Here is a 26353-nt window from a genome sequence, read left to right on the forward strand (position 1 = left end):
GCCGCCAACCATCTATTTGTCTAAGGAATAAAGGGGTGGATTCTCCGATTACAAAAAAATCGAGAGGGAGTTGACTCCTCTTTGGCATGCCTGTGATTATTATAATACTCCAATAAAAGTTGAAGATCAAACTGCATTTGGTTTACAAAAGTGGCTTCTCGTTTACAAAAACTGCGATTCGAGTACAAAAATGGCATTTCGTTTACAAATATTCAGTTGTCGTTTACATATATTGCTTCTCACTTTACAAAGTGGCTTCTCACCTTACAAGTAAGTTCGTGTTTTGAATATAATTGGATGTTAGTTCAATAATCTACAAGCACACTTGTCGTTTTGATAAGTATACTTGACATAGATATTATCATATGATACCATCTAACTAATGGAGGTGTTACTTTGAACACTAATATAAAATTGAATAATCGTTTAAAGGTTGCACGTGCTGAACTTAATATTTCTCAAGGTCAGCTTGCCAGTATGGCTGGAGTAAGCCGTCAAACAATAAGTTCTATAGAAACAGGCCAATACTGCCCCAGTGCTAAATTAGCACTTATTCTTTCAAAATGCCTACAAAAAAATTTTGAAGATTTATTCTACTTGGAGGAGGAATAAAAAATGTTTAAAAAAAGTAACAAAGAGAATGAAGGTACCCCTATTTACGGTATTGTAGATGAGAGGACAAAAGCTATTGTATATCGCGGAGATGCTTATACCGGCAGATTTATGTTGTTTGCAATTCTCATAGATGCCTTTATAAGGGGACTGCACTTAAATAGTTCGTTTATATCATCAAACTGGGATTTAATATTAATTGTAATAATTGGAGGCTTAATATCGACAATTTACCAGATTAAAAATAAAGTTCTTTCCTATGGCTCTTCTGCCCGTGCTTTTATTGCCATTGCATTATTTACAGCACTTATTGCATTTTTAATAATATCTTTTTTATAATTACACTCCTATCCATCAGATTTAAGTGGTAATTCCAGCATTCGTATAAAATAGTTTATATTTTTGTTATATTTTAATTAGCTAAAATTAAGAAATATGTTGTAATATAAATTATATAAGGGATTTTATACACATTATGGTTTCATATGGATGGGAGATAAAAAGAATGACGAAAAAAAATAGAAGAAATAAACGTATTAAAATTTTAAGAAATAGATGTCTGTTTTTGTTGGGGGCGATTGCAATTTTTATTATATCATATAAAAGTTATAATTATTTTCATATTCATAAGATAAAAAGTGGTAAAGTAATATCTACCGACCAATTGAGTACAAATAAAACTTATAAGAATGGATCTTTTAAAAAGGCTGGTGAAAATAATAGTCAATCAAATGACAATAAAGAAACTAATATTAAAGAAAATACAACTAAAAATAAAGACAATAGTACTAACAAGATTAATTTATCTAATAATGTAGAAAATGATGCTGATGGGAATGTATCAAGTGATGGAAAACAATATGCTTATGATGCACAAAAAGTAAAAGATATACTGGACAACAATTTTGAAAGTGATGGTGAAAAAATTGCATTTCTCACTTTTGATGATGGTCCATCTACTTCTGTAACACCGCAGATATTAGATACACTAAAAAATTATGATGTAAAAGCTACATTCTTTTTAATAGGACAAAATATACAAACAAATGAAAGAAGCAAAGAATTAGTAAAGCAAATATTTGAAGATGGACATGCTATTGGAAATCATACTTATTCTCACAACATGAGAAAATTATATCCTGGAAATAAGCTTGATGTAGATTATCTTATGGGAGAAGTTGAACAAACTGATACCGATATAAGAAATATTGTTGGACAAGGTTTCAATACAAGGATATTGAGACTTCCCGGAGGATATATGTCAAGGGTATATTACAATGATCCTAATTTAAATGAATTTAATGAAAGATTAAAAGAAAAAAATATGTATAGTATAGATTGGAACGCCTATGACTTTGACGCAGAAGGTAGATGGAAGAATTCAGAAGAGCTTTTGGAGTGTGTAAAGGAAAGTGTGGGAACAAAAGAAAAAGTAGTTATATTAATGCATGATACTTATGGCAAAGAAGAAACGGCTAAAGCATTGCCTCAAATTATAGAATATTTAAGAACTCAAGGATATGAATTTAAAACAATCAATTAAAAATTATTCATACCTTGAAAAGAGCATCTATAGACACAAGCAGACATAATTTGTCTAAAGTCAGTGACTAAGCCATTATAAGTTAAATATAAAATGTTTAAAGTGGAATATAATGATTAATACCATAAGAATACTTTAATTATCTCACTAAATGGTTTTAATTTATAAGAGCTCTTGGAGTGGCCTGGGACTCTTTAGTAATTATTTCATTAATTCTTATTACCAAACTTTATTAATAATCAATTCCCAAAAGTATTATACTAACATAATATAAATATTGAAATAATATATAAGGAGAAAATAAACATTGGAAAATTATTATTGTCCTTTTGATTATTATGATGATTACTATGACTATTTTAGACAACGTATTACTCCCGAAGTAATACAATCACATGTTGGTCAAACTGCACTTGTTGATATTAGGGGGCGTGGCACAGTCACAGCGCATATAAATGGTTACAATCGGCGTACGGACATAGTATCTTTAACCACATTTACACATTCTGGTAACCGACCTATTCGTGTTCACCGTCGCGACATACTACGTATTACTCCAATTCATGTACCTCCACCTCAAGGAAGACCACCTCAAGGAGGAAGACCACCTCAGGGGAGGCCACCTCAGGGAAGACCACCTCAGGGAAGGCCACCTCAGGGAAGGCCACCTCAAGGCGGAGGTCGATATTTAGATGAAGATTTTGAGTAGTTATTTCAATTCCTTTTTTTACTTGAATGCGTAATTTATTAAACATCAAAACTAAAAACCTAGTAGGATTTTTCCACTAGGTTTTTATTGTCACACTTTATTTTAGTCCCTGCTCATAAGCTTCAACCATTTTTTTAACCATGTTTCCACCTATAGAGCCAGCTTCTCTTGAAGTGAGATCTCCATTATATCCGTTTTTTAGATTTACTCCTACCTCTCTAGCTGATTCCATTTTAAATCTATTTAGAGCTTCTCTAGCTTGTGGAACTACCAAATTATTACTGTTACGTGTCATAGTTAACACTCCTTTACATAGTAATTTTTACTGCTTATACTTAAAGTTTGTACATTTCTATAAAAAATACTCCAGGTAATTGAATGAATACGTGGAATATAAAAACTATTCTGTAATGTAACATGAATATCATTAATTATCAGGCCACACTTTTCTTATTTATGGTCATTTATCGTTAATAGGAACATCCCATATAATACAAGATACGTACGTCAAAAAATAGTATGATTATTACTCAATCATACTATTTGGAGTGTGAATTTGGAAAAATTAAACTTACATTAAGTTGTAAAGAATTAATCAGGAATGTTGACCTCATAAGTATATAATATACTATTTTACAATATATGTAAACGGGTTTTAAAAAAAATATAGTGGGCTGTTAAAGCTAATAATCTATCAATATCTAAAGCTACAGTGCCATTCTCATCAGAATACAATCTCAAATAAAGCTGGAATTTTTTATTTATCAACTTTAATACATCTCCTTCATCTTCCCCTGCAATTACTTTTTACAAAGAAAAGCAGCGACTTTGATTCGTGTTCAAAAGCCACTGATTATACATATGGATTTCATCTAGGCATAATATATATCTTCTCAACTATGGCTCTTTTTATATGCCGCAGGACAGTATTTATTTTAGCATTGTTGGATCAGGCTCAAAAAGTTTATCTACTGTTGTTCCAAGTATACTTGCCAGTTTAAAGGCTAGCGATAGACTTGGATCATATTTATTATTTTCGATTGCATTTATTGTCTGTCTTGTGACGCCTAATGCAGTAGCTAAATCTTCTTGCCTATAGTTTTTTTCTTTACGTAGTTCTTTTATACTATTTTTCATAATTCTCAACAACCAACAGTAAAATACAAAATTACGCCAAATACAATTATCAAGAATATTACGCCAAAATAAATCAATATTTGTTTTCTGCCACTGTCATCACCCACCTTTAATTTAGCAATGCTTGTAACAAAAAAGTACACCAAAAATTGTAATGTGACTAGAGTCAGAGGAAGCGACACTTCTTGGGTTTTAACATAGTTATATCCACCCCATATAACAAGGGACAACACCATAAAAAACCAACTCCATTTGATTCCTTTCTGATTTATCTTTAATTCCATCTCATCCATTTTTCTCATAAATAAGCCTCCGTAATGTCAAAAGTATTTTACATTAAAAGCATACTGCCTGAGTCTTAAAATGTCAATAGTTTTTTACATTTTCAAAGCTGTCAGTTTTTAAAAGTACTTTCCTTATGCACCCTGCCCATTATTTCAGTACACTCTCTACAATGATTTTAACGAATTGTTTGGATTGGGTATAAGGAATAAAAAAGGACCGTAATTGATGTTTAAGGGTATGGATACATTCAATGATGAGCTTTTTGACTTGCTGTATGAGAAGGTATTTGAAGTAGCAGATGAACTTGAAGCAGGATGGATATATGATTAAAGCCTGCACCCCTTAAGGTACAGGCTTTTCATTACTTTATTATTTTAAGTCTTCTTCATAGGCTTTAATCATTTTCTTAACCATGTTTCCACCCACTGAACCAGCTTCTCTGGCAGTTAAATCTCCATTGTAGCCATCTTTTAAATTTACTCCAACCTCTTTGGCTGACTCCATCTTAAACCTATTCAAGGCTTCTCTGGCTTCTGGGACTACTAACTTATTGTTACGTGTCATAATAAACACCTCTCTAAATAGTAATCTTTGATGCTACATTTAAAGTTTGTGCATTTCTATAAAAAATACTCTAGGTAATTAAATGAATTTTTGAAAAATAAATATATAGATAAGCTAACATCATATTATTCTTAATGTTCTAAGAAATTCATATCCTTTCTTTTGGCTAAAAACATAATTGTAAATTTTAGTATAATAAAATATCGTTAACATAAGCTACATGTAATATTCTTTATATTTTAATAGTATAATTTATTGCATTCTTGGAGGTTTAATTAAATGGAAAGAAAAAAAGGTATCTGGATATTTACCATTGCTGCCTTGATTTTTATTATAATAGGCTATCTAATCATTAAAAGCTGGACTACAACAAACTATGGCAAACTTCATATAAGAATTGCCATAATGTTAAAAATCAAGGAATATATTAACCCCAATTCAATTAATGATCAAGTGATTCTTAGGTTCAGGTGGAGTTTGCTGTAGAGAACTGCTTATCTCCATCTGAACCTTAGAAGAACTTATCCAGGCGCGTAGCAGTGCTTATCTCCCACTTTGAAGAAGATGGGAGTATTAGCAATGGTAGCTGTTCGGATAAATCAATAAATGATATACGAAATATCATTGATAAAGATTTTACCAGATGGAATACTGAGCCTATACTTTTCTAATATAAAAAACTTAAGTATACCTACATCGTCAATACATATACCAGTGCGTATATACACACCTCAAATTGCTAGTAAGCTTCCTATAATTATTTATTCTCATGGTAGCAGCTGGATTGGAGGAAGCCTCAATACTCATGACAATATTTGCAGAAAACTTTCACAAAATACGAACGCAATTGTGATATCTGTAGACTACTGGCTTGCTCCAGAAAATCCTTTTCCAGCTGGACTTAATGATGTATATGCTGTACTCCAATGGACTTATAAAAATGCAGAAAGTATAAATGGAAATTCGGCACATATAGCTCTTGTAGGAGACAGTTCAGGAGCAAATCTTTCTGCAGCAACTTCTTTAATAGAACGCGATAAAGATGGTTCCCATATAGCTTGCCAGGTATTAGTATACCCTTCTACAAACATATTTGAATTAAACAGTAGATCCTGGTCTTATTTTGCTAACGATTTTAATCTTTCGATGACAGATATGCAAAAGTATATCTCTTTGTATGTGCCAAAAAAAGAAGATAGAATTAATCCTTATGCATCTCCACTCTTAGCAAAAAATTTTAAAGGACTTCCTGATACACTTATAATAACAGCAGAATTTGATCCTGTAAGAGATGAAGGAGAAGCCTATGCTAAAAAATTAAAAGAAGCTGGTGTTAAGGTGGTTGTTACTCGATACAAAGGTGTAACCCATGGATTCTTATTAATGAATCAAATTACAAGTGAATCAGATAAAGCTCTGAATGAAATTTCCTCATATCTTCAAAAAGAACTTTAATAAACATGAAAAATATAGATTCATTTAAATAGTTCTAATCTTTGTATAAACACTTATGAAATGAATATAAAATGTTTAAAGTTGGGTATAATAACTAATGTTCATAAAAATACTATGTTATCTCCTTAATATTGTTTCGATATGTTTTAACCAATAAAAGCTCCGGCAAATACCAGAGCTTTTATTAAATTATATTGGTTGTAAAAAATCAAATAAGGGTATTAACCTTATAAATATATAATATATAATTTTGCAATATGTGCAAATAAGCTATAAGCAAAAAAATATAGTGGCCTGTTAAGACCACTAATAAACTATCCCTATTTTAAAATATTTTGATTTTAAATAAATTCTATTAATTATTCTCTAGCTTCACGTGCTGGTGCAAAAGTTTTACATCCCCACCTACTTGTAACTCTGGATAAATAAAGTTAAAATTCGGAGTTGTATTTATCAAGTCAAAAATTCACTCTTTGCATCACCACTAATAGTAGTATAATACGAATATGTTTGCCCTGGTATTACTGCATTTGTTGAAGCTCCGCCATCAAGTTTTGTACTTATCGGTGCGGCTTGTACACTAGTTAATGATAATCCAGAAGTCAATACTAACCCGTAAATTACAGAAGATAAGACTTTTAATTTCTTATTCATACCTAGAATACATATACACTCCGCCAATGACAATTATACTCCCTATAATTTGTGAAACCTGTGGGATTTCCCCATAAATCAATACTGCCAGTATAGAAGCAAATACCGGTTCTAACAATTTAGCTGAAGATACATAAGAGGGACTTAAATACTTAAGACACCAGCTAAATACACTATGGCCTAATAATGTACAAGAAATGCCAAGTAAAAGTCCAAGAATGATTTCATTGATTCCATACCCATAGATTGGCGTATGACTTATAAAATCAAATATAATAAGTGTAATAAAACATGCACTATAGGTTACAAATGTGTATACCGTGGTGCTAAGATGATCCCTTTGTTTTCTACCAATTAATGTGTATACTGCAACCATAACAGCTGCAAGCAGTGCCAGAGCATCTCCATACAGTACATTCTTTCCACCGCCATAATCATTTGCGGCAATTACTATACTTCCTAAAAAAGTAATTATAATTGCAAGTATTCCATATCTATTTATTTTGCCTTTAAATACAAGCACAAATCCAAGGGCAGAAAAAATAACTTCCGTACTCACAAGCACTGTGGAACTGGCAACTGATGTAAATTTCAGGGATTCAAACCAAAGTGAAAAATGGACTGCCAGGAAAAATCCACTTACTATATTCCACAGAACATCATCTTTTTTTAATTTTAGAACTTCCCCACGAAATTTCATTCCTATTAAAGGAAACAGGATGAGAACTGTCCACCCCAAACGATATGTAGCTATAACCAGACTGGGAGCATTTGAGTATTTTATAAATATGGACGAAAAAGATACTCCAAATACTCCCATCAACAAAAGTGCTTTAGGGTTAATTCTAGTCAATTGTTTTTCCAAAATTTCTTCTCCCCTTATCAAACATTTCTTCTAATTTAAATAAAGCTTGTTTTCATTTTATCATACTCTTTTTCAATAAGAAATCCATATTCATGAGGATCATAATTATTTAGGATAAGTTTATTTAAACCTGTGATGTAGGCACTTCCTGTAATCTGCGGAATAATGGCCTTTCTTCCGCAAATTTCAATCTCTTTCGTTGCCATCCCTTTAAATATAGAACCGGTAATACCTTCATAAACGAATTCTTCCCCAAGACCTATTTTACCTTTTTCATAAAGATGGGCCAGTTTTGCACTGGTTCCAGTACCACAGGGTGAGCGATCTACCTGTGCATCTCCAAATATAACAACATTTTTTAAATTCGCTTCTGGATTATGGGACATTCCGTAAAATTCAACTAAATCTACTGTAGTTATATCCAGATATGGATGTGTAATCTCTATTGACTCATTTATTTTTTTTCTAAGTTTCATACCCAACTCCGTTAATAACGGTAAATTATTCTGTTCAATTTTAATTCCCATTCTTTCCGTATCAACAAGTACAAAAAAACTGCCTCCAAAGGCAATATCAAATTGTATCTTTCCATAAATATCCAGACTTATCTCCAAATCCTCTCTATATAGAAAAGCAGGAACATTTAAAATACTCACCTCTACTGCCCTTCCACTTTCAACTTTTACCTTAGCCCTAATTATACCCGAAGGGGTTTCCAATACTACATTTGTATAAGGTTCTACAATTTGGACTAAACCTGTTTCCACAGCTACAGTAGCTGTTCCAATGCTGCCATGACCGCACATGTTCAAATATCCGCCGCTGTCCATAAATATTACACCCAAATCGGCTTCCCCGCTTATAGGTTCTGTGACTACAGCTCCAAACATATCCCTGTGACCCCTGGGTTCCAATATAAGTGCTGTTCTGTAGTGGTCATAATTTTTTTCAAGAAATTTTTTACGTTCCATCATAGTTTTACCCTGTAATTTGGGAAAGCCCTGCAATATAATCCTTGTAGGCTCTCCCATAGTATGGGAGTCCACCGCAAGGAATGTTTTCTCGGCATTTTGTAATTTTGGTAAATACTCCATTACTGCCACTCACTTCCTTTTATGAGCATTAAACTACACATTATGTCTATATTCATAAGGTAACAGCCTCAATTGGCCAAAATGATCAAATTCCTCTATACATTGAAGCGAATCTTTAAGAATTCCCATCTGCATTTCCACATTATTTGGCTCACCTGCATTTGAGCCTATTGGTACATGGGCCGCCGCAATACGTGGGGCACCCTGCTGCTGTGCAATAGGGGGCAGTGCTGCAATTACAATACAGGACATGCCTGCTTCCTCACAAGCCCTTGTTACAATGGTAGCTGAACGGTGACAAGTACCACACCCTCCAGTACAGAGCACAATGTCTACCTCCTGTGCTTTAAGATTGGAGGCAATCTCGGGACCTGTTTCATTTTTAAACTTATCCACATTTCCTCCCCCTCCCATAAAACCATACATTTCATCTGCCAGACTTCCTATAAATCCTTCCTGAACCAGTTCACGCAATCTGTCAAGCGGAAACATTGCATTTACATCTTTATTGATATCAGAATTATCAAATCCTCCATGTGTAACCATAAGCTGTGAAGTTGGAGTATCACATGGAATTGGACGATAGGTGTAATCCCCTGCGGTATTAAAAGGTTTTTGATCCTTTTTATGAATTCCTCCTGCGGTTATAAATGCCACTTTACATTTATTTAAGGGTTTTGTAGGCGGTGTCCAAACTGCTTTTGGAGTGACTGGAACAAATATTTCCGATTTTAATCCTACTGCCGTTGTAAGTTTCATTTTATTTTCCTCCTCAACTCATAAATTCTTTTATTTAATTTAAATAGTTTGCATATAGCTGAAGTAAAATTGTACCATCTGTCCAATTTCAAGCTTCTTATCTGTAAATACCCATCTAAGCGGCACAGAAATTACACCAAGTCTTCCTTGAACATTCACTTTTACTGCAGTGTCATTTATCTCCACAATTTTTCCTTTAGTCAATATCGGACTTAACTCAATCATCTCCCCAATACCTCATCCACAATCTCCTGATTTTTTCCAATAACATCCTTGTTCCACTTTCGCTCCGCCGTTTCTATAGGAATACCTGCCATCTTTGTCTTTAACATAAGTATGGCTCTGTCTGCATCCTCCTTTGTAATGGAACTGCACCCTGCAATTTCATTTTCAAATCCATCTTCATCCTTATTAATTTCAACCATGGCATCCATATATTTGTTTCCAACCACAAGCTGCCCCTGATAAGCGCAAAAAGATACTCCCACCACTGGAATTCCTCTCATACCAATCTGTTCAATATGGGATGTAAAATCAATGTGGTTATTCCCAAAACCTTCAGTGGTAATAATGGCACCTTCCACTTCCAAAGTTTCTATGAGTGTTCCAAGCCTTTCTGAAACATAGTTCTTTTCATCATTGACCTGGGGACTTCCCACAAATACAACACCGACCAGATTTAACTCATCATCTTCTGCCAGCCCCTCCACTAAGGGTTCACGGAAATAATGTCTTGTCATTTCCTTGGTTGCAGGTCCAATACAAGTTAAAGCATGAATTGCACCATCCCGCACCTGGTTTGCTGTCATCATAATTGGAAGATTACCGAGATCTACATTCTTCTGGCCTCCCTGTATACCAGCAGGTTCCATAGGACAAAGTACATTATCATGCATAGCCCCCTGCCCCATAATTTCTTTGATTAAAACAATCCTTGGTCTTCCATATTTTTTTATGTCTTTACATACTTTCTCCTTTTCTACAGTCTCTTGAGTGTCCTTAATTATATTTCTAACTTCCTGAATAATTACATCTTCTGCAGAATGTGCTGCAAAAGGACCTCTTCTTTCCATTCCAGTACCACTTTGAACGACCACATGTACACGAATAATAATATCTTCCTCATCCGCACATCCCGGTCTTCCAAATTTCATCTTTTCATCCAGATAACCCTCGGAAGAACCAAACTCATGAATCTGAACACCTTCTTCATCAACACCTGTAAGCATAAATACAACACCATCTAATACATGAGAAATACCCTCACCCAGTTTCCCTTCCACTTTTGTAGAAACTGGACATACATCCATAATGGTTTCTGTAAAGACATGTCTATTATCTGGCGTAATGACATCCATTTTTAACTTCTTTACTAGGGGATCTGCCTCCATAGCCTTATTTATAATATCTTCATCTATAGTTAATACTCCACCTACAAAAGATGTTTTTGAGCCAATTTTTACTTCTTTCACTTTATAATACTTTTTCACTAAAGTTCTTATAACTTTATCTTCTATTGGTACTTTAGGTGATGCTTCCTCCACTGAAACTTGGTTTGTTATGAGATTAGCAGGTATATCCAGCTTTAGGCCTTTCAATTTTTCAATTTCAATATGAATCATCCCATTTTTAATTTCATGTATCTGAAGTTCCTCTGTGCCAACAGGTGTTTTATACTCTGTTTCTGATATTTCATTGATGTCATCCAACATATCTCTAGTAATTGAGGTTAAAGCATCAGCATCTTTTATAAGCGTTTTCCCCAGTACTTCTTCAATGGTAAGTCCATGGTCACTTAATGTCATAAGTCCCGCCTCTATCATATCCTCAAATAATGTTGGATCTTCCAAGTCATGTTCACCTATTACCAGCCCTTTTTTTCTCTGACAGCAAAAAATTGCCGGATCTTTTAAATGCTTTTCCACTATTTCCTTTGTAATTGACATATTTATTTCCCCCTGCCTTATTAATAAAAAGTATTAATCACGAAATATTCAATTTTCGTATCAATTTATGATTTACTGCCCTAAGTGCACCATCAGTACAATGATATACTGGAAGCTTAAGCTTTGGAGCACAAGACATCACTGTATTTGTACAATCACTGCAATTGCTAATTAATATTGCTTTAGCCCCTGTCTTTTTCAAAGCCATAACCTTCTCCACCTGTCCCGGACATATTCCTGGATTTTCACATTTATAACCCTTTTTTGTTTTTTGTGCTTGTTTACAATACTCAACTCCTACAACTTTCGATGTCATATCTTTTGCTATCTGTTTTAATCTTTTTTCATCTGCTCCACAGGCACATACTAAAAGCCCAATTTTATCAGGTCCTTTCAAAAAAGTTTCTGTTACAATAATTCCTCCTGTTGTTTTAATCACCGGAAAATCCACAGATATTCTCTTTCCCGTAAATGGTCCCCCCATTATAATTTCACCATATTCTGGATAACATCCCCCGGCTTTCTCTATCAGTGAACCAACTCTTGTACCAATTGGAACATCCTCAAATACTTGAATTAAATTATCTCGGAGTTTACCTGCCACTGTGATATCTTTGTCTATAAGAGGCTTTTTTTTATCTACCGCTTCATAAATCCTATAAATGGTTTCTGCATTAATCACAATAGCATTTGCTGCAGCAGGAAGCTGCTCAACATTCAAGGTTACATTCTCAACCTGCCTTATAACTGCTCTTTCTTCTCCCATAGGATACATATCTGGAAGCAGATAAATTTGAATCTTATTATCTGATATACATTTTTTCAATACTTCTATAGCCTTTTTATGTTTTCTCTTCATAGCAATTATTCCATATCCTGCATTAACCATTTCCATAACAATGTGTATGCCCCGAATTACTTCTTCAGCCTTTTTCTCTATCATGAGAATATTGTGGGTAAGAATTGGCTCACATTCCGCTGCATTTATTATAACTGTTCCTCCCTGCTTAAATGGCCTTTGAAGCTTTATATAAGTTGGAAATCCCGCCCCGCCTAAGCCCACAATACCCGCCTCTTCTACAAGCTCTAGTGGAGTCTTCCCTTTCAGTTTTACATATTCATAAGTATTGGCATCACATTCCTTTTCAATTTCGATGTATTTGTCCGTTATCCATAGAACTCTGCCATTTATGCTGGAGTGAATATTGCTTCCCACGGCTCCCGAAGTTTTTCCGGCTATAATTTGTCCACGATTTATTCTGTCCCCCATTTCGACCAGGGGTACTGATGGCATTCCCACATGCTGATTCATCAAAAATCTGTAACTTTCCATTTTGTTTCCCCTTTCTCCCTTTGAATTTTTTAATACAAATTATTAAATTGTTAAAATAACTCCTGGTTATTTGTGTTTTTAATCTATTTACACTATAATAATGCATAATGTGTAAATAGTAAAATTACAATTTAAAATACCAGACATCATTTTTTTTCATATCTAATTCATTAATGAAAGGAGAAAATGTTAAATGGATTTAAAAAAATATGAATTACTTGCAGACGTGGCTGAAAGTGGAAATTTTACCACAAGTGGTAATAAGCTTGGTTATACCCAATCTGGAGTAAGCCATATAATAAAGGGCTTGGAGGGGGAAATAGGCTTTCCCTTGTTTATTAGGACAAGACGTGGAGTATTACTTACAGATAATGGCAGACGAATTATTCCCCTTATAAGACAGCTTTTATCAGAAAATTCCCGGCTGGAACAGACAATAAATGCTTTAAAGGGTGTAAACATTGGTTCTATAACCATAGGCACATATTCAAGCATATCTATAAATTGGCTTCCTAAAATCATATATGAATTTCAAAAAAAATTCCCATATATTGACATACATATGAAAGAAGGCGGTATCGACGAAATAGAATTCTGGATTGAAAACAATACAGTGGATTTTGGGTTCTGCAGCCAGAGGAACTCCCAGAAATTTGACTGGATACCCCTCCAGGATGATCCTCTTATGGCTATATTACCAAAAGATTTTCCAATTCCTGAAGATGGATCCTATACAATTTCTAATCTCCATAATCAACCCTTTATCATCTCTGCACTTGGCATTGATTATGATATACATCTTGCATTAACAAAAGCAGGGGTAACCCCAAACATCCGTTTTTCATCAACAGATGACCATGCCATTATCTCTATGGTGGCTAATCATCTTGGTATAAGTATACTTCCAAATCTAATTATTCAGGGGTGGTCAAATCAGGTTATTACCCTGCCACTTAAACCATATTCCTCTAGAAGTTTGGGAATTGGAATAAAATCACTAGAACACATTTCCCCGGCATCTAAAAAATTTATTAAATATGCCAAAAGAATTGTGCAGAGTGAATTTAGCCGGTTATTCTAAATCAATCTGTTTAATTACAATGATTATGACACCGCTGCACCAACAAATTAACATTAGCACAATATCTTTATATAGTTATTGATAAAATAATAGTTGAAGTAATAAATTATTGACAAATTATTAAACAAATGATACTGTGTATAAAAGATTTACAAAAAGGGGGAATATATATGAAAAAATTACTAACAGCATTGTTGACAATAATTTTGATAGGAACATTAGCGGGGTGTGGTAATAGCAATGATTCAAAAAATACTACATCTTCCGCAGACACCTATACCGGTGAACTTCAAGGAGCTTTAAAGGATTATTCATTTAAAATTGGAACTTCAGGTACCTATGCTCCTTTTAGTTATTATGATACAGACGGAAAAACTTTAATAGGATTTGACATGGATTTTCTCAAGGAGCTTCAAAAACTGCTGGGTTTTAAAATTGATGGTACTATACAAGCTATGGATTACAGCCCGCTTACTACCTCTGTTGCAGAAGGAAAACTAGATATTGCTATGGCGGCTCTTTGTGCAACAGATACCAGAAAAAAAGTAATGAACTTTACTGAAACATACTATAATGCTGGAATGACAGTAATTGTCAATAAAGAAACTAGTCCAAAAGAAATAACGGGAATTGACAGCATAAAGAGTGGTAAATATACCGTTGCCGTAGAAAAAGGAACTGCGGGCAACTTGTATGTAACCAGTATCGGTGTACCTTCAAGCAGTCTTCAAATATATGATTCCATTACAACAGCTCATGAAGCACTAGAAATCGGTAAAGTGGACTGTCTGGTTTATGATGCTCCCGGCACAGCATACTACATAGCAAATAAAAAAGATTCAAAACTTAAAATGGTTGGAGAACAGTTTGCACAGGATCAGTCACCATACGCAATTGCAGTTTCCTTTAATGCTTCTAAAAAGAATCCCAAGTTGATGAGTATTTTAAATTCAGCAGTTAAAAAATTAAAAGAAGATGGAACCCTGACTAAGCTTGAGCAGAAATGGTGCAAATAACATAAAGCATACAAAATGTAGATTCATATTCTTCTGACAATTAAATTAATTATTTTAAATATTAACCATTAATAAATTTAAATTGTTCAGAAGAAACCCTTAATATTTTTTGACTCTTACGTTCTCATGTAATTATAACTAACTATTAAAGCAGCTTTTTACTTAATGCTTAAGGAAGGATGATATTATGGATTTGAGTTTTCTAAAAGTGTTGATGCCTATGCTTTTAGAGGGATTTAAAATAACACTGTATATTTCAATATTTGGAATTATTTTTGGATTTTTGCTAGGATGTATCACTGGTTTTGCACTTCAGTGCAAAAATAAAGTTGCAAAAGCTATTGCAAATGTGTATTTATGGATTATTCGTGGTACACCTCTGATTGTTCAAGCTCTGTATGTATACTTTGTTATACCCAAAATTATCGGACACGACATTAAAAGCAATATGGCAGGAATTATAGTAATATCTCTAAATGCAGGCGCATTTATTGCTGAAATAGTGAGAGGCTCTCTGGAGGGAATTGATCCTGGTCAAAAAGAAGCAGGACTGTCACTTGGTCTTACACCTTTTCAGACTCTACGACATATAATTGTTCCACCTGCTTTCTACTCCATGCTGCCTGCTTTATTCAATCAATTTATCATTACAGTTAAAGACACAGCAATACTTTCTGTAATAGTGGTAAATGAAGTAACAAAACAGATTCAAAATTATGCTGCAGTAACTTTTAATACAATACAGGCCTATACAGCAGGTGCACTATTCTATTTGATAATAATTTCCATACTTATTATTGTTCAGAAGCAAATTGAAAGAAGGGTTAAAATATGAATAGTTTGATAAAAGTGAGCAATTTATCTAAAAATTTTGGCGATCTGGAAGTACTTAAAGATATTAATCTGGAGGTTTCAGAAGGTGAAGTTATATGCATTATTGGCCCTTCCGGCTCGGGAAAGAGCACATTGCTTCGATGCATTAACCAACTTGAAATTCAATCTGGTGGAGACATTTATTATGATGGTAAAAATATATGTGAAAAGGGCAGTGATCTTCGAAAATACCGTGAAGAAGTTGGAATGGTATTTCAAAAATTTAATTTGTTCCCTATGAAAAATGTACTGAAAAATATTATGCTTGCTCCTATTTTAACAAAGAAAAAATCAAAACATGAATGTGAAAAGAAAGCAATTGAATTGCTTACCAAAGTAGGACTGGCAGATAAATCAAATGCCATGCCTTCCACTCTATCTGGCGGTCAACAACAACGTGTAGCTATAGCTCGTGCACTGGCAATGGAACCAAAAGTTTTACTTTTTGATGAACCCACTTCTGCACTTGATCCAGAACTTGTGGGAGATGTTCTTAAAGTTATGCGTCAGTTAGCTAATGAGGGCATGACCATGATAGTGGTAACTCACGAAATGGAGTTTGCCAGAGAAGTCTGCGACAGAGTGATTTTCATGGACGATGGATATATTGTGGAAGAAGATAAGCCAGAGGAAATCTTTACAAATCCAAAAAATCAACGTACAAAAACTTTTCTTGCAAGAATAGTGGGGTGATAATGACCATATGGATAAATATTATATAACAATTAACAGACAATTTGGAAGTCTAGGAAGACCAATAGCAAGAGAAATATCTTCCACACTCGGAATTGAGTATTATGATAGAGATATTGTAGAAGCAACATCAAGGAAACTAAATCTTCCCGTATCCACTATAAGCAGACATGAAGAAACAAGCTTTAAATCAAATTTTTTTAATATGCTTTTTCCTTTAGGAGATTCTTCAAAGAACAATCAAGATAAAATATTCGATGCTGAAAGACAAATCATACTTAATCTGGCTGATAAAGAAAGCTGTATTATTGTAGGTAGATGTGCAGACTTTATTCTAAGAGATCATAAAAACTGCATGAATATATTCATATATGCTCCAAAAGAAGCACGTTTTGAAAACTGTGTAAAAATATTAAAAATGGAATCGGAAGAAGCACGTAAAATGATTGCAGAAGTTGATAAGGCACGGGATAACTATTACAGAAATTATGCTGGATATTCACTGGAAGATATCAAGCATAAACATATCATGATTGACAGCAGTTTACTTGGAGTTCATGGCACAGCAGAAATTTTGGTTGAAATAATAAAAAAACGATTTGAAACATCCTAATATAGAATTTAATCAGAAAATTTTAGAGGACTGAACCCTGTATTGAACAGAACTTAGTCCTTTTAATTTGCCCCTAATAAGTTAATATGCCATCAAGTTTTACTTCTTGAACTCATCCAGAATTCTATAAGCACCTCCCCAGCAACTGCAAACAAAAATACTACCCAAGAGTATTTAAAGCCAATTACAAAGCCAAACACTACAAAAAGCGCTGCTGCAAATAACCAAAGTGCCCCGGACAAAAGCCCCCTTTGTTCCATAACTTTGGGATCTTTGTAGACTTTAGCATAATTTTCCCTCCACACTTTTTCTCTTTCCAGTACCCAGGGTTTATGTCTATCCTTTTCAGTAAGCAGTAGAAACACCAGCACACAAAGTCCCGGGATTACAAAAGGTATAAGACTTCCGGATACAGATTCAAGCACCACTCCTTTCATAAAATACAACGTAGCTGAAATACAAACTCCAAAGGCAATTGCAGCTGATGAAATTCCATATACCAGAGCACGCTTCCACTTCATAGGAAAATCACTGTCCGTTTCCTGGGTAAGACCCAAAAATACAAACATAGCTGTGGAGATTGAAATAAATACCGATAAAACAGATACTCCCGTAGATATATCACCTGTACTAAAATAAGCGGTAAATGCAGAAATTATTGCAAATAGTGCAATAGCACCTGCAATTACATACCCTGCAGCATGTTTTTTATCAATTGGTATTTTTGAATGTACATACATCTTGTCAATTACCTCCTTTCTCTTCTGGCGGCTGATCTGATCTGCAATCTCAGTAATATCACCTAATTCAGCCGATGCCTTATCAAAGGCCTGATCAGGAGAATCACCCTTGCTTTTAAATTCTTTAATACGCTCCTGCAAATTGATTGCAATTTCTTCCTTAAAATCCTTAAGTTCTGGAGTATCTTCATAATCTTGAAATAACCTATCTATATAAACCTGTACTTTCATATCCATTTATCATTCCCCCTCCAATAATTTATTGAGTATTCTCTGTGAAAATTCCCAATCTTCTTTATTTTGTCTGTACAGTTCCTTTCCCTTTCCAGTAATTCTGTAGTATTTACGGCGCCCTCCCTGGGATTCATCTCCCCAATAAGCAGTAATATACCCACCCTGCTCCAGCCTTCTATAACTTGAATACAAAGTTGCTTCTTTTAATTCAAACTGATTCTCAGCCTTTTCCATAATTGCTTTATGAATTTTATACCCATAACTGTCTCCTTTAATCAAAATGGATAAAACAATAGTATCTGTATGTCCCCGCAGCAGATCCGATGGTGTTTTTAAGTCCATCTTATCACCTCCCATTGTATTTCTTTGATTGCCCAATTACAATATATATCAAATTACTATGATTGTCAATATACTTTGATGGAGATTATATATTTTAAAAATTTATTACAGTTTGACTTATATAGAATTAAGTATTATAATGTGACTAAAAAGTCATATGACTTTTTAGTCACATTATATGGAGGTATAGTGTAATGCCCAAAAAAACATTTTTAAATTTGGAAGAAAAAAAGAAAGAAAGCATAATGCGTTCTGCTGTAAATGAATTTTCAGAGCAAGGTTTTGAAAAAGCAAATGTAGGTAATATAGCTAAAAACGCCAATGTATCAAAAGGTAGTATATACCAGTATTTCAACAATAAAAAAGAATTATTTTTCTTTTCAGTAAAATGGTCTACAGATTTTATCGGTAAAAAATATGGTAACCATTTTATCTCTGATACTAAAGATATAAATATTTTTGATTTATTCCATAAAAATTCTAAATCCCTGTGGGTTCAGATGAGAGAGGAAAGAAAACTTATAATATTTGTCCAGGATGTATTCCTTGGAAAATATAAAAATTTGACTGATGAATCCATGTCCTATATGATGGATATTTTAAATGAATATACACTAAAATTAATCCAAAATGGTAAAAAAAATGGTTCTATAAGAGAAGACATAGATGACAACATGCTTTCCATATTCATTACAGCAGTATCCATGGGATTTAAAGAACACATGATGAGAAACTCAAGGGAAAATGGAAGAGATATTGTAGATGAAGATTTTGAAATAAATGAGAAAGAAATTAAGTCCATGATTGAGCTTTTAAAGAATGGAATGGGAGGAAAATAAAATGTTCATGCAGGTTAATAATCTAAAGAAAAGCTATAAAACAGGTAATATAGTTACTCCTGTCTTAGACAATGTAAATTTGTCCCTTGACAATGGGGAAATTGGTGCAATTCTTGGTCCTTCAGGCTCCGGTAAATCCACCCTGCTCAACATAATAGGCGGGCTGGATTTTTGTGATCATGGATCAGTTATAGTAGATAACACAGAAGTCACCAAACTTTCAGATAAAAAACTTACTGAATATAGAAGAAAGAAAATAGGATTTATATTTCAGTTTTATAATCTTATACCCCACCTCACTGTAGGTGAAAATATTGAAGTTGTTTCAAATATAAGCAAACATCCATTGTCCACAGATGAGATATTAAAGGATGTAGATATGCTTGATAAAAAATACAGATTCCCGAATGAACTCAGCGGAGGTGAACAGCAGAGAACTGCAATTGCAAGAGCTATAGTTAAAAATCCATCCCTTCTTTTATGTGACGAGCCTACAGGGGCACTGGACTTTTTAACTTCAAGGGAAATATTGAAACTGCTGCAGAAAATCAACAGAAATTTTGGTACAACTATACTCATGATAACCCACAATGAAGCTATAAGTTCCATGGCCCATAGAATCTATAAAGTGAGAAGTGGAAAAATTTTAGAAAACAAAATAAATAAAAATATAATTCCTGCAGAAAGGATTGAATGGTAATGGTCATAAATAAAAAAATTAAAAGAACCATTATGGAAAATAAGTCACAATATATGGGTACTCTGCTGCTTATCATTTTAAGCTGTGTTCTATTTACTATGTTCAACTTGCTTTCCAGCAATATATCAAGTATATCCTCTTCTTTTGAAAAAAACTACAACCAGGAAGATGCAAATTTTATTCTGGATAAAAGATTAAACAATCTAGATTCTCTTAAGGCAAAATTCAACATGGACATAGAAGAAACTGTAACAGTTGATTATACAATATCAAATAACAACATTCTTAGGATATTCAGTCAAAATACAAAAATAAACATTCCCGCAATCATTGAGGGAAAAAACTTAAATGGAAATGATATTCTGATTGATCCTGCTTATGCAAAGGCAAATGCTCTCAATATCAATGACCATATAAAGATCTATGGGAAATCCTTTAAGATATCAGGCTTTATGTCACTGCCAAACTATATATACCCTCTGAAATCGGAAACGGATTTAATAAATGATCCAAATAGTTTTGGAATAGGGGTAATAAACAAAAAGGATTTTAGTAATTTTAAAGGTGGAAACAGTTTCTATAGTATAAAATTTAATGACAGTGAAGGAAATGTGGATTCTAAAATACTGCAGTTTAAAAACTATTTAAAAAGTCAAAATATAATTGTACTTCAGTGGACAAATACCAGTGAAAATCCAAGAGTAACCTACGTAAGTGCAAAGCTCAACAGCATAGATCAAATAAGTTCCTCCATGCCAATTGCCTTATTACTCCTAACTTGTATACTCACAGGAACTGTCATGTGGAGGATGTTAAAAAAGGAATCTGCAATTATAGGAACCCTTTATTCTCTTGGATATGACAAGGGGAAAATCACAAAACACTACCTTATGTATCCCCTACCCATTGCATTTACAGGTGGATTAATTGGAACCGTACTTGGAGCCATCTTCTCAAAACCCATGGTCAATTTAATGCTTCAGTATTTTAATATGCCTATGGACTCCATGAACTTTACTGCAAAATATATAGTATCAAGTATCCTTCTACCTGTAATTTTTCTGGGAACTTGCAGCTATTTTGTAATAAGATCCACACTTAAACATTCTCCCATACAGCTGATAAGAAACAACTACGGAAAAAATAAGGTAGGTTTTATGGAAAGAAAATTAAAACTTGACAGATTAAAATTTTCCACCAAGTTCAAGATCAGGGAACAGCTTAGGAACATACCCCGAAGTATATTTCTTTTATTAGGTGTTATATTTGCAACAATGTTTCTGCTCTTTGGATTTGCCGCCAAAAGTTCTATGGACTATCTTATGAAGGATGCTTTTAATGAATCATTTAAATATAATTACGCCTACATTTTTAATTCTATCCAAAGTGAAGAACCTGCAACAGGTGAAGCCTTTTGCGAAATACCCCTAAATTTGAAATATAACAACAAGATGAATATAACTCTATACGGAATAAGCCCCAATTCAAAATACGTTTCATTGAAAGATAGTGCAGGAAATAAGTTGGATACGGATAAAGTTATTATTACAAGACCCCTTGCAGACAAACTTGGATTAGGTCCAAATGATACCATAAATGTTATAAACAAGCTCGATTCAAAAGAATACAATATAAAAATAGATGATATTGCAGAAACTTATTTGGGGCAATATGTATATATGCCAATAGAAAAATTTGACCATATGTTTGGTTATCTGCCTAACAGCTATATGGGCCTTTGGAGTTCAGATAAACTGAAAATTCCAGAAGGCAAGCTACTTACTACTGCTTCAGTGGAGGATATAAAAAAATCTTTTAATGCAATGATACAGCCCCTTAAATTAACCATAGGCTCCATATCAGTTATATCCTTCATAATAGGGCTCATAGTTATATATGTAGTAACTTCTTTAATCATAGAAGAGAACAGAAAAAATATAGCACTGCTTAAAATATTGGGCTATAGAAAAAAAGAGATTTACTCCCTCATATTAAATAGTTCTTCACTTATGGTTTTAGCAGGTTATATTCTGGGAATACCACTGATTCTTGTATTTTTGAACTCACTATTTAATTCTGCAGCCAAAGACATGAGCATTTCATTTCCTGTAACTATAAACTATATATACATCATTTTAGGGTTTATCATAATATATCTGACCTATGAATTATCCAAAGCTCTAAACAGGAAGAAAATCAACAGAATTTCAATGACTGACTCTTTAAAATCGGAAAATGAATAAAAAATATATTCATGAAAAGCTGCTTCAAAAAATTTTTGAAGCAGCTTTTCATAATTTTTCCATAACTGAATTAACATAAGTTATTATTTCATCTATATTCTTCTTTCTTGTAAAATCCACCGGTTTGTCATACACGGCAAGCATACCTATTTCATCAGTTGTTAATTCTTCTTTCTTTTTATTCTTTATCTTCCATTTCAGTAATGTCATAAGAAATTTATCAAAAGTGTTCAATTTACTATAATTAAATCCTCCCCTTAAATAAAAGAACTTAATATATTTTTGTTGATCTAAAGTAAAATTTTTACCTTTAACTTCACTTATTACACTATCTCTTGGTGGTGATGCCCCTGTTGCAAAAACAACTATCTTCTTATCTTTAAGTTTATCAATATTTTTGGTTATTAACCCTACCCCATTTATACCTACTGCATACAAACTCCCTCCATAAATTATGATATCATATGCAGTCAGCATATTTATAGTAACTTTTGATATATCAAAAATATCAGCCGATAACTCTTCTGCAATCCATTCTGCATACTTCTTTGTAAAACCTGTTTTTGACTTGTATATTACCACAGTTTTCATTATTCATACCTCATCATAATCTGATACATAACTATTTACAACTTCAGCCCATTTCTAAAATAATAATATCATCATATATATACATTTACAATAATTTATCCGATCGCTACCATTGCTAACCCCCACTATCTTCTATCAAAGTGGGGGATAAGCACTGCTACACGCTTGGATAAGTTCTTCTAAATATAATACATAAAAATATTGACATATGGTTAAAAATACTATATTATAATGTTATGTCAAATATATAAAACAGTATATTAAAAGGGAGTAATTGAAAATATAATGTCAACATTACGATTGATTCTCCAATCTGGCATTATATACCAATTTATTGGTTATAAGACTTTTAATATAATTTTGGATTTTATCCAGAATTATATTGAAGGTCTTTATTTATTTTATAGGGCAGGTGATTTCATTGAAAAATTTTTATCAACAATCTATCTCAGAAGTTTTGGATATTTTAAAAGTTTCTCCCAATGGATTAAAGGATTCAGAGGTAGAAAAAAGGCACCAGGAATATGGATACAACAAACTATATGAAAAAAATAAAAAAAGTATATTTCAAGTTTTTTTGGAACAGTTTAAGGATTTACTGATAATCATACTAATAGTAGCTGCCACTGTTTCAATATTTTTAAGCAATGTTGAAAGTGCTCTAGTCATATTTGCAGTTATAATTCTTAATTCAATTTTAGGTACCATACAGCAGATTAAAGCTGAAAAATCACTGGATAGTTTGAAATCTCTCTCTTCCCCTAGAGCAAAAGTGCTGAGAAATGGAACACAGGTAGAAATACCTTCTAGTGAAGTTGTAGTAGGAGACATATTGTATCTAGAAGCAGGAGACTATGTAAGTGCAGATGGCAGAATAATAGAAAATTACAGTATCCAGGTAAATGAAAGTTCACTTACAGGAGAATCGGAAAATGTGTCAAAAACAACAAATACAATAGAAGAGGAAAATGTACCTATTGGAGATAGAAAAAATATGCTTTTTTCCGGCAGCCTTGTAACCTATGGAAGGGCGGTTATGGTTGTAACCAGTATAGGTATGAATACGGAACTTGGAAATGTAGCTTCTCTTTTGAAAAATACTGAAGAGAAAAAAACACCCCTTCAGGTAAATTTGGACAATTTCAGCAAAAAGCTTTCAACCATCATACTTATCATATGTGCTTTAATCTTCATTTTAGATGTATTTAGAGGATACTCAATCATAGACTCCATAATGTTTTCAGTAGCGCTGGCAGTAGCAGCCATTCCTGAAGCTTTAAGCTCCATTGTCACCATAGTTCTTGCCCTGGGTACTCAAAAAATGGCCAAAGAAAACGCCATTATAAAAAAACTCAAGGCTGTAGAGGGACTGGGAAGTGTTTCCGTAATATGTTCAGATAAAACAGGAACCCTGACACAAAATAAAATGACTGTAAAAAAACTATATGTGGACTATAAAACATTGAATTCCAAAGATTTAGATATGAACAATGATATAGAGAAAAAAGTTGTACTGATGAGCATATTGTGCAACGATGCATCCTCATCTAGAAAAGACGAAATAGGGGATCCTACCGAAGTTGCACTGGTGAATTTAGGTAAAGCCTATAATATAGATGAATTGTCATCCAGGGAAAAATACCCTAGAATAGACGAGATTCCTTTTGATTCAGAAAGAAAATTAATGAGTACAGTTCATAAAGTAGATGACAAAATTTTAATGGTAACAAAAGGAGCTTTAGACGTACTGATAAACAGAGTTTCAAAAATACAAACTTCAAGTAAAATAAAGAATATAACAATGGAAGATAAATTGAAAATAGAAAATGCAAATAAAGATTTCTCCAGAACCGGTTTGAGAGTGCTGGCCACAGCCTATAAAGAAATAGATACTGATAAAACCAAAATAACTTTTAAAGAAGAAGATGATCTGATTTTTGTGGCATTGATAGCCATGATGGATCCACCTAGAGAAGAATCTGCTGAAGCTATTTCAGACTGTATAAGAGCAGGAATCAAGCCAGTGATGATAACTGGAGATCATAAAATAACAGCTTCTGCCATTGCCAGAGAAATCGGCATTTTAAAAGATGAAAGTGAAGCTGTGGAAGGATATGAACTGGATCATTTAAGTGAAGGGGAACTTAAAAAAAGAGTGGAAAAAATATCTGTTTACGCCAGAGTATCTCCAGAACACAAAATCAAAATAGTAAGAGCATGGCAGGATAGGGGAAATATAGTTGCCATGACAGGAGACGGTATAAATGACGCTCCTGCCCTTAAACAGGCGAATATCGGAATAGCAATGGGTATAACAGGCACGGAAGTATCCAAGGATGCAGCTTCTATGGTTTTAACAGATGATAATTTTGCCACCATAGTAAAATCAGTTTCAAACGGAAGGAATATATATAACAATATAAAAAACTCCATTAAATTTTTACTATCTGGAAATACAGCAGGAATACTGGCAGTACTATATACTTCTCTAGCAGCTTTGCCAATGCCGTTTACTGCAGTTCACTTGTTATTCATAAACCTTATTACAGATAGTCTTCCTGCAATTGCCCTGGGGCTGGAACCTTATAAAAATAACGTTATGAAAGAAAAGCCCAGAAATATAAATACCCCTATTCTGACAAAAACTTTTGGAAAGGAAATATTGACTGAAGGCCTAATTATTGCCGCATGTACCATAACTTCCTTCTATATAGGATTAAATACGGGAGATAAAATACTTGCAAGTACCATGGCATTTTCCACATTATGCCTATCAAGACTATTCCATGGATTCAACTGCCGATCTAATGAGTCAATTTTTAGAATTGGTATATTTTCCAATAAATACGTATGGATTGCCTTTGGATTAGGACTGGTACTTTTAAATTCAGTGCTATTTACACCTTTATTGAGAAATATATTTGAAATTGAAGAACTTACCCTAAATCAACTTGGTATTATATACCTGATGTCTTCTATACCTTTTATATCAGTACAAGCTTACAAATTTATATTTGTGAAGTCTGCAAAGACCCATTAAAAACGTTTGATACAAAATACCCACTACTATTTAGTGGGTATTTTATACATCAGATATCACTTTTCAATTTTAATCTATTAAACTTAAGTCTCTTATATTTTCTGCCACAAGAGTACGAGTCTTTATGGAATGGATTATCAAGTGATTCTTAGGCTCAGGTGGAGTTTGCTTGTAAGGAATACCTTTCTCCAGCTGAACCTTAGAAGAACTTATCCAGGGGTGTAGCAGTGCTTATCCCCCACTTTGAAGAAGACTATACATTGTACACAACTTTGGAAATTGGAAAAACTATTCAAGTTATTATGAAATAAGGGTTTCATAAATGGCAACTGGAAACTATATTCTGGTAAAGCATCATTACTTGGTTAACCATGGAAATATATTGCCATAAG

At 33.4% G+C, this 26353-nt stretch carries 29 protein-coding genes; 15 read left to right on the forward strand and 14 right to left on the reverse strand.

Annotated features, from left to right (window positions below; translation table 11 throughout):
- The first annotated feature begins 396 nt into the window (after positions 1-396).
- The 4 genes from BS101_RS12565 (at position 397) to BS101_RS12580 (ending at position 2864) form a co-directional block, all read left to right on the forward strand.
- Positions 397-612, forward strand: coding sequence for a helix-turn-helix transcriptional regulator (locus BS101_RS12565; RefSeq protein WP_012102621.1), 216 nt, complete (start codon positions 397-399; stop codon positions 610-612).
- Positions 613-615: 3 nt separating this feature from the next.
- On the forward strand, positions 616-951 hold the full coding sequence (locus BS101_RS12570; protein WP_012102622.1) for a hypothetical protein: 336 nt from the start codon (positions 616-618) through the stop codon (positions 949-951).
- Between the two features lie 166 nt (positions 952-1117).
- A complete protein-coding gene (locus BS101_RS12575) occupies positions 1118-2155 on the forward strand; it encodes a polysaccharide deacetylase family protein (RefSeq protein WP_073539135.1) in 1038 nt (345 codons plus the stop codon).
- A gap of 307 nt (positions 2156-2462) precedes the next feature.
- The gene (locus tag BS101_RS12580; protein WP_073539136.1) at positions 2463-2864 is read left to right on the forward strand and encodes a hypothetical protein; all 402 of its coding nucleotides are present in this window, start codon (positions 2463-2465) and stop codon (positions 2862-2864) included.
- A gap of 97 nt (positions 2865-2961) precedes the next feature.
- On the opposite strand, the gene BS101_RS12585 is transcribed toward BS101_RS12580, so the two are convergent.
- The 4 genes from BS101_RS12585 to BS101_RS12600 form a co-directional block, all read right to left on the reverse strand.
- The gene (locus BS101_RS12585; protein WP_073539137.1) at positions 2962-3159 is read right to left on the reverse strand and encodes an alpha/beta-type small acid-soluble spore protein; all 198 of its coding nucleotides are present in this window, start codon (positions 3157-3159) and stop codon (positions 2962-2964) included.
- Positions 3160-3794: 635 nt separating this feature from the next.
- Positions 3795-4001, reverse strand: coding sequence for a helix-turn-helix transcriptional regulator (locus tag BS101_RS12590; RefSeq protein WP_073539138.1), 207 nt, complete (start codon positions 3999-4001; stop codon positions 3795-3797).
- Between the two features lie 5 nt (positions 4002-4006).
- Complete coding sequence (locus BS101_RS12595) at positions 4007-4303, reverse strand: hypothetical protein (RefSeq protein WP_073539139.1); 297 nt, start codon at positions 4301-4303, stop codon at positions 4007-4009.
- 352 nt (positions 4304-4655) lie between these two features.
- Positions 4656-4850 (reverse strand): alpha/beta-type small acid-soluble spore protein, encoded by a 195-nt coding sequence (locus BS101_RS12600; RefSeq protein WP_073539140.1) that lies wholly within the window; start codon positions 4848-4850, stop codon positions 4656-4658.
- 279 nt (positions 4851-5129) lie between these two features.
- Here BS101_RS12600 and BS101_RS12605 point away from each other — a divergent pair, with 279 nt between their 5' ends.
- Positions 5130-5336, forward strand: a complete 207-nt coding sequence (locus BS101_RS12605) for a hypothetical protein (protein ID WP_073539141.1) — start codon at positions 5130-5132, stop codon at positions 5334-5336.
- 120 nt (positions 5337-5456) lie between these two features.
- The gene (locus BS101_RS12610) at positions 5457-6305 is read left to right on the forward strand and encodes an alpha/beta hydrolase (protein ID WP_242951254.1); all 849 of its coding nucleotides are present in this window, start codon (positions 5457-5459) and stop codon (positions 6303-6305) included.
- 453 nt (positions 6306-6758) lie between these two features.
- On the opposite strand, the gene BS101_RS12615 is transcribed toward BS101_RS12610, so the two are convergent.
- From BS101_RS12615 to prdC, 7 genes are read right to left on the reverse strand one after another with little or no spacing between them, the layout of a single operon-like run.
- Positions 6759-6986: a hypothetical protein gene (locus tag BS101_RS12615; RefSeq protein WP_156876045.1), complete on the reverse strand. Its 228-nt coding sequence runs from the start codon at positions 6984-6986 to the stop codon at positions 6759-6761.
- Entirely contained in the window at positions 6952-7824 is an 873-nt protein-coding gene (locus BS101_RS12620; protein WP_083585824.1) for a DMT family transporter, read from the reverse strand. Before BS101_RS12620 ends, BS101_RS12615 begins: the two co-directional genes overlap by 35 nt.
- A 35-nt stretch (positions 7825-7859) precedes the next feature.
- Positions 7860-8918, reverse strand: a complete 1059-nt coding sequence (locus BS101_RS12625) for a proline racemase family protein (protein WP_073539143.1) — start codon at positions 8916-8918, stop codon at positions 7860-7862.
- A 33-nt stretch (positions 8919-8951) separates the two neighbouring features.
- On the reverse strand, positions 8952-9677 hold the full coding sequence (prdB, locus tag BS101_RS12630) for a D-proline reductase (dithiol) protein PrdB (protein WP_073539144.1): 726 nt from the start codon (positions 9675-9677) through the stop codon (positions 8952-8954).
- A gap of 39 nt (positions 9678-9716) precedes the next feature.
- Positions 9717-9902, reverse strand: a complete 186-nt coding sequence (locus tag BS101_RS12635; RefSeq protein ID WP_073539145.1) for a CBO2463/CBO2479 domain-containing protein — start codon at positions 9900-9902, stop codon at positions 9717-9719.
- Positions 9899-11623, reverse strand: a complete 1725-nt coding sequence (gene prdA / locus BS101_RS12640) for a D-proline reductase (dithiol) proprotein PrdA (protein ID WP_073539146.1) — start codon at positions 11621-11623, stop codon at positions 9899-9901. Before prdA ends, BS101_RS12635 begins: the two co-directional genes overlap by 4 nt.
- Positions 11624-11660: 37 nt before the next feature.
- Positions 11661-12956 carry a proline reductase-associated electron transfer protein PrdC gene (gene prdC, locus BS101_RS12645; protein ID WP_073539147.1) on the reverse strand — a complete coding sequence of 432 codons (1296 nt, stop codon included), beginning with the start codon at positions 12954-12956 and terminating at the stop codon, positions 11661-11663.
- Between the two features lie 193 nt (positions 12957-13149).
- On the opposite strand from prdC, the gene BS101_RS12650 reads away from it, so the two are divergent.
- The 5 genes from BS101_RS12650 to BS101_RS12670 all read left to right on the forward strand — a co-directional run bounded on the left by BS101_RS12650 (position 13150) and on the right by BS101_RS12670 (position 17232).
- Positions 13150-14037 (forward strand): LysR family transcriptional regulator, encoded by an 888-nt coding sequence (locus BS101_RS12650; protein ID WP_073539148.1) that lies wholly within the window; start codon positions 13150-13152, stop codon positions 14035-14037.
- A gap of 170 nt (positions 14038-14207) precedes the next feature.
- Positions 14208-15053: a substrate-binding periplasmic protein gene (locus BS101_RS12655; RefSeq protein WP_073539149.1), complete on the forward strand. Its 846-nt coding sequence runs from the start codon at positions 14208-14210 to the stop codon at positions 15051-15053.
- Between the two features lie 187 nt (positions 15054-15240).
- A complete protein-coding gene (locus tag BS101_RS12660) occupies positions 15241-15888 on the forward strand; it encodes an amino acid ABC transporter permease (protein ID WP_073539150.1) in 648 nt (215 codons plus the stop codon).
- A gap of 5 nt (positions 15889-15893) precedes the next feature.
- Positions 15894-16619 (forward strand): amino acid ABC transporter ATP-binding protein, encoded by a 726-nt coding sequence (locus BS101_RS12665; RefSeq protein ID WP_073541321.1) that lies wholly within the window; start codon positions 15894-15896, stop codon positions 16617-16619.
- A 10-nt stretch (positions 16620-16629) separates the two neighbouring features.
- The gene (locus BS101_RS12670; protein WP_073539151.1) at positions 16630-17232 is read left to right on the forward strand and encodes an AAA family ATPase; all 603 of its coding nucleotides are present in this window, start codon (positions 16630-16632) and stop codon (positions 17230-17232) included.
- Positions 17233-17324: 92 nt separating this feature from the next.
- Here BS101_RS12670 and BS101_RS12675 read toward each other — a convergent pair whose 3' ends face one another.
- Together BS101_RS12675 and BS101_RS12680 are read right to left on the reverse strand one after the other, a co-directional pair.
- Positions 17325-18209 (reverse strand): permease prefix domain 1-containing protein, encoded by an 885-nt coding sequence (locus BS101_RS12675; protein ID WP_073539152.1) that lies wholly within the window; start codon positions 18207-18209, stop codon positions 17325-17327.
- A gap of 3 nt (positions 18210-18212) precedes the next feature.
- Positions 18213-18548 carry a PadR family transcriptional regulator gene (locus BS101_RS12680; RefSeq protein ID WP_012102631.1) on the reverse strand — a complete coding sequence of 112 codons (336 nt, stop codon included), beginning with the start codon at positions 18546-18548 and terminating at the stop codon, positions 18213-18215.
- 194 nt (positions 18549-18742) lie between these two features.
- Between BS101_RS12680 and BS101_RS12685 the strand changes: the two genes are divergently transcribed.
- Genes BS101_RS12685 through BS101_RS12695 form a run of 3 tightly spaced genes read left to right on the forward strand, consistent with a single transcriptional unit; the run spans position 18743 to position 22330 of the window.
- Entirely contained in the window at positions 18743-19387 is a 645-nt protein-coding gene (locus BS101_RS12685) for a TetR/AcrR family transcriptional regulator (protein ID WP_073539153.1), read from the forward strand.
- A gap of 1 nt (position 19388) precedes the next feature.
- A complete protein-coding gene (locus tag BS101_RS12690; protein ID WP_073539154.1) occupies positions 19389-20087 on the forward strand; it encodes an ABC transporter ATP-binding protein in 699 nt (232 codons plus the stop codon).
- Positions 20087-22330 (forward strand): ABC transporter permease, encoded by a 2244-nt coding sequence (locus tag BS101_RS12695; protein ID WP_073539155.1) that lies wholly within the window; start codon positions 20087-20089, stop codon positions 22328-22330. Before BS101_RS12690 ends, BS101_RS12695 begins: the two co-directional genes overlap by 1 nt.
- Positions 22331-22378: 48 nt before the next feature.
- Here BS101_RS12695 and BS101_RS12700 read toward each other — a convergent pair whose 3' ends face one another.
- Positions 22379-22921: a flavodoxin domain-containing protein gene (locus BS101_RS12700; RefSeq protein ID WP_073539156.1), complete on the reverse strand. Its 543-nt coding sequence runs from the start codon at positions 22919-22921 to the stop codon at positions 22379-22381.
- A gap of 421 nt (positions 22922-23342) precedes the next feature.
- Here BS101_RS12700 and BS101_RS12705 point away from each other — a divergent pair, with 421 nt between their 5' ends.
- Entirely contained in the window at positions 23343-25961 is a 2619-nt protein-coding gene (locus BS101_RS12705) for a calcium-translocating P-type ATPase, PMCA-type (RefSeq protein WP_073539157.1), read from the forward strand.
- The last annotated feature ends 392 nt before the right edge of the window (positions 25962-26353 follow it).

Origin of the sequence: Clostridium kluyveri (genome assembly GCF_001902295.1) — a bacterium.
GTDB classification, from domain to species: Bacteria; Bacillota; Clostridia; order Clostridiales; family Clostridiaceae; genus Clostridium_B; species Clostridium_B kluyveri_B.